We start from the raw sequence: 3,096 nt of genomic DNA, 5'->3' as shown, positions 1-3,096 counted from the left end.
AATTTTGCTGAGACTTATTGGTTTATAGCTTCGGATGAATGCGGAAAATATTGGGTGTTAGAGGGTACAGGCCAAGCAATCTTGAGAACACTTGAAGAGAGTCCATATTTTGAGTATTACATCGTCAATAAATCGATGTCTTGGTTGGTTTGCGAGAACCATCATGGTGCCGTTTTTGTTAAAGGCGAAATCAGAAACCAAAGGAGCGCTTAACAAGACGATGCAGCGGAAATTTTACATTTGCCACGCTGCGTGCGAAGCACACGTCGCATCAAATATAAAATTCAGCTGATCTGGGCGTTCATGTCTGCTTACTATATAAACTCGAAATAAATCCCAGCTAAAAACTTGCCTGTCTGACGTCCGCTTATGTCTAGCAGCAGAAGTTTTAAGCGATGAAAGCATGACTTACTTTTCATGAATTTTGCTAGCGCTGAGTCTCGATTTAGTGCAGTTAATTCTCTTCTTGCAGCTTATAATGTTGATCCTTTAGAGCCCATATTTGAGTTCAATAATGCTTAGAAAAAACTAAGAATTCCTTACAATATTGAATTCTATTAAATTAAACAGCTTACAAAATGTAAGCCTTACAAAGGTTGCTTAAACGATGACAGATAAAGCAGCAGAACAAGAACCACCTGTTACAAAAGAAGAATAAAGAAATGCGTTTTGGTTCATCGCAATTTTCTTCTTTCCGATTTTAAGCGGTTTATACATTTCGCAAAGCGATCCGCCGTTCATTACTCTCTTGGTTTCTTGGTTTCTTGGTTTCTTGGTTTCTTGGTGTTTGGTGGGTTTATCGCAGGTATCATTTTCTGGGGTGGTTTTAACACCGCCCTCGAAGTGACCAATACAGAGCAGTTTTGTATTAGCTGTCACGAGATGGAAGATAATGTATACCAAGAGCTAAAAGGAACAATTCACTACAACAACCGTTCGGGTGTTCGTGCAACTTGCCCAGACTGCCACGTACCGCATAATTGGACGGACAAGATTGCGCGTAAAATGCAGGCATCGAAAGAAGTGTGGGGTAAGGTTTTTGGAACGATCAATACCCGCGAAAAATTCTTAGAAAAACGTTTGGAACTTGCTCAGCATGAGTGGGATCGCTTGAAGTCGAACAATTCTTTAGAGTGTCGAAACTGCCATAGTGCCGAATCGATGGACTTCAATCGCCAGAGTCCGCGAGCTCAGGCAATGCATTCTAAGTTCCTGATTACGGCAGAAAAAACGTGTATCTATTGCCATAAAGGCATTGCGCATAAATTGCCCGATATGCAGGGTGTTGAAGGTTGGCAGTAGCCTAGGACTTCATTAACGAAAATTGGGGTCAGAGTACTTTTACTCTGACCCCAATTTTAACCACAACTAAGAACTTAATCTCTGTAATACACTTGTATCAAATGAAAACCGAATTGGCTTTTAACAGGGCCGTGAATTTTCTTGAGAGGCTGCGTGAAAATTACTTTCTCAACGGGCTTAACAAGCTGACCTTTGCGGATTTCTCCTAGATCGCCACCTTTTTTTTTGGATGGGCAAGTTGAATGTTTCTTGGCGAGTGCCTCAAAAGATTTACCAAGAATCAGCTGCTTTTTTAACTGCTCCGCTTCCTCTCTTGTCTTCACTAGTATGTGCTTTGCCATTGCAGTTGCCACGTTTGTCTCCGGCAGTATATCTCTATCATTGTCTTGAAAATCATCGCGCATTGTACACCTTTCGTATCTAGAGTGTATTTGTCGGCAATCAGTACCTATAATTGCGCGCAAGAAATTATTGTTATGGCGGATAGCCAACAAAGGAAAGCATTATGATTATCGTAACCGGCGGTGCAGGTTTCATCGGAAGTAATATTGTGAAGGCGCTGAATGATCAGGGGCGCACAGACATCATTGTTGTGGATGATCTAAGTGATGGTACAAAGTTTGTGAATCTTGTGGACTTAGACATTGCAGATTATCTCGATAAAGATGATTTCTTGGCGATGCTTGATGATGATGCTCCCTTGGGTGATATCGACGCTATTTTCCATGAAGGTGCTTGTTCTTCGACCACTGAGTGGGATGGCAAGTTTATGATGCAGAACAACTACCAGTATTCTGTTGAGTTGCTTGAATACTGCTTAGATAAAAAAATCCCGTTCCTGTATGCGTCATCTGCTGCAGTCTATGGCGGCTCAGATATATTCAAAGAAGAGCGTCAACACGAAAAGCCTCTGAACGTATATGGCTATTCGAAATTTCAGTTTGATCAATATGTACGTCGCATATTGCCTAAAGTCGAATCTCAAGTGATTGGTTTCCGTTACTTCAATGTATATGGGCCGCGCGAACAACATAAAGGTTCGATGTCGAGTGTTGCATTCCACTTGAATACGCAGATTAAGGCAGGCGAAAATCCTAAGTTGTTTGAAGGCTATGACGGTTATCCAAACGGTGGTCAAACGCGAGACTTTGTTTATGTAGGTGATGTCGCCAATGTGAATCTTTGGTGTTGGGAAAACAAAGCTGAGTCTGGGATTTATAACTTAGGCACAGGCGCGGCAGAACCTTTCCAAGCCGTGGCTGACGCGGTGATTGATTTTCACGGCAGAGGAAAGGTTGAGTACATTCCTTTCCCAGATCATTTAAAAGGCCGTTATCAGAGTTTTACCCAGGCAGACATGACTAACTTACGTGCTGCAGGCTATGACCAAGCATTCAAGACGGTTGCTGAAGGGGTCAGTGAATATATGACATGGCTTAATAAGGACGCCTAATCTTCGATGGAATGGTTGCTGTACTTCGATCTGTTTGGTGTCTTCGTTTTTGCGCTGTCAGGAGGTTTTGACGGTGCAAAATACCACTTAGATTTACTCGGTATTTTGGTGCTAGCTTTGGCGACGAGCCTTGGTGGCGGCATTATGCGCGATGCGATTCTAGGTGTGCACCCGCCAGCAGCCTTTACTAACGAGACCTATTTTTTTACAGCTCTCGCTGCCGGTTTAATTGCTTTCTTCTTTGCTAACCGCGTCGAAAGGCATATGGACTATGTCCGTTTTGCAGATGCGATCGGTCTTGGCGTATTTGCGGCTATTGGTGCAGCAACTGCAGTGCGCCA

Annotated in this window: 5 protein-coding genes; 4 read left to right on the top strand and 1 reads right to left on the bottom strand. The window is 42.9% G+C overall.

The genetic code is table 11. The features are described 5' to 3' along the window. Together A3762_RS28345 and A3762_RS10300 are read left to right on the top strand one after the other, a co-directional pair. The coding region (locus A3762_RS28345) for a DUF6756 family protein (RefSeq protein WP_231878787.1) at positions 1-213 on the top strand (213 nt) is incomplete at its 5' end. Between the two features lie 543 nt (positions 214-756). Beyond that, entirely contained in the window at positions 757-1,302 is a 546-nt protein-coding gene (locus tag A3762_RS10300) for a NapC/NirT family cytochrome c (RefSeq protein ID WP_231878786.1), read from the top strand. Positions 1,303-1,376: 74 nt separating this feature from the next. Here the strand turns inward: A3762_RS10300 and A3762_RS10295 are convergent, their stop codons facing one another. After that, positions 1,377-1,706 carry a peptidylprolyl isomerase gene (locus A3762_RS10295; protein WP_068755306.1) on the bottom strand — a complete coding sequence of 110 codons (330 nt, stop codon included), beginning with the start codon at positions 1,704-1,706 and terminating at the stop codon, positions 1,377-1,379. Between the two features lie 101 nt (positions 1,707-1,807). Here A3762_RS10295 and rfaD point away from each other — a divergent pair, with 101 nt between their 5' ends. Further along, on the top strand, positions 1,808-2,755 hold the full coding sequence (gene rfaD / locus A3762_RS10290) for an ADP-glyceromanno-heptose 6-epimerase (protein WP_068755304.1): 948 nt from the start codon (positions 1,808-1,810) through the stop codon (positions 2,753-2,755). Positions 2,756-2,761: 6 nt separating this feature from the next. Next, positions 2,762-3,096 (top strand): trimeric intracellular cation channel family protein (locus tag A3762_RS10285; RefSeq protein ID WP_197469192.1); only part of this gene is annotated, 335 nt, incomplete at its 3' end.

It is taken from the genome of Oleiphilus sp. HI0125, assembly GCF_001635355.1.
This window is presented reverse-complemented; position numbering and strand designations above follow the sequence as displayed.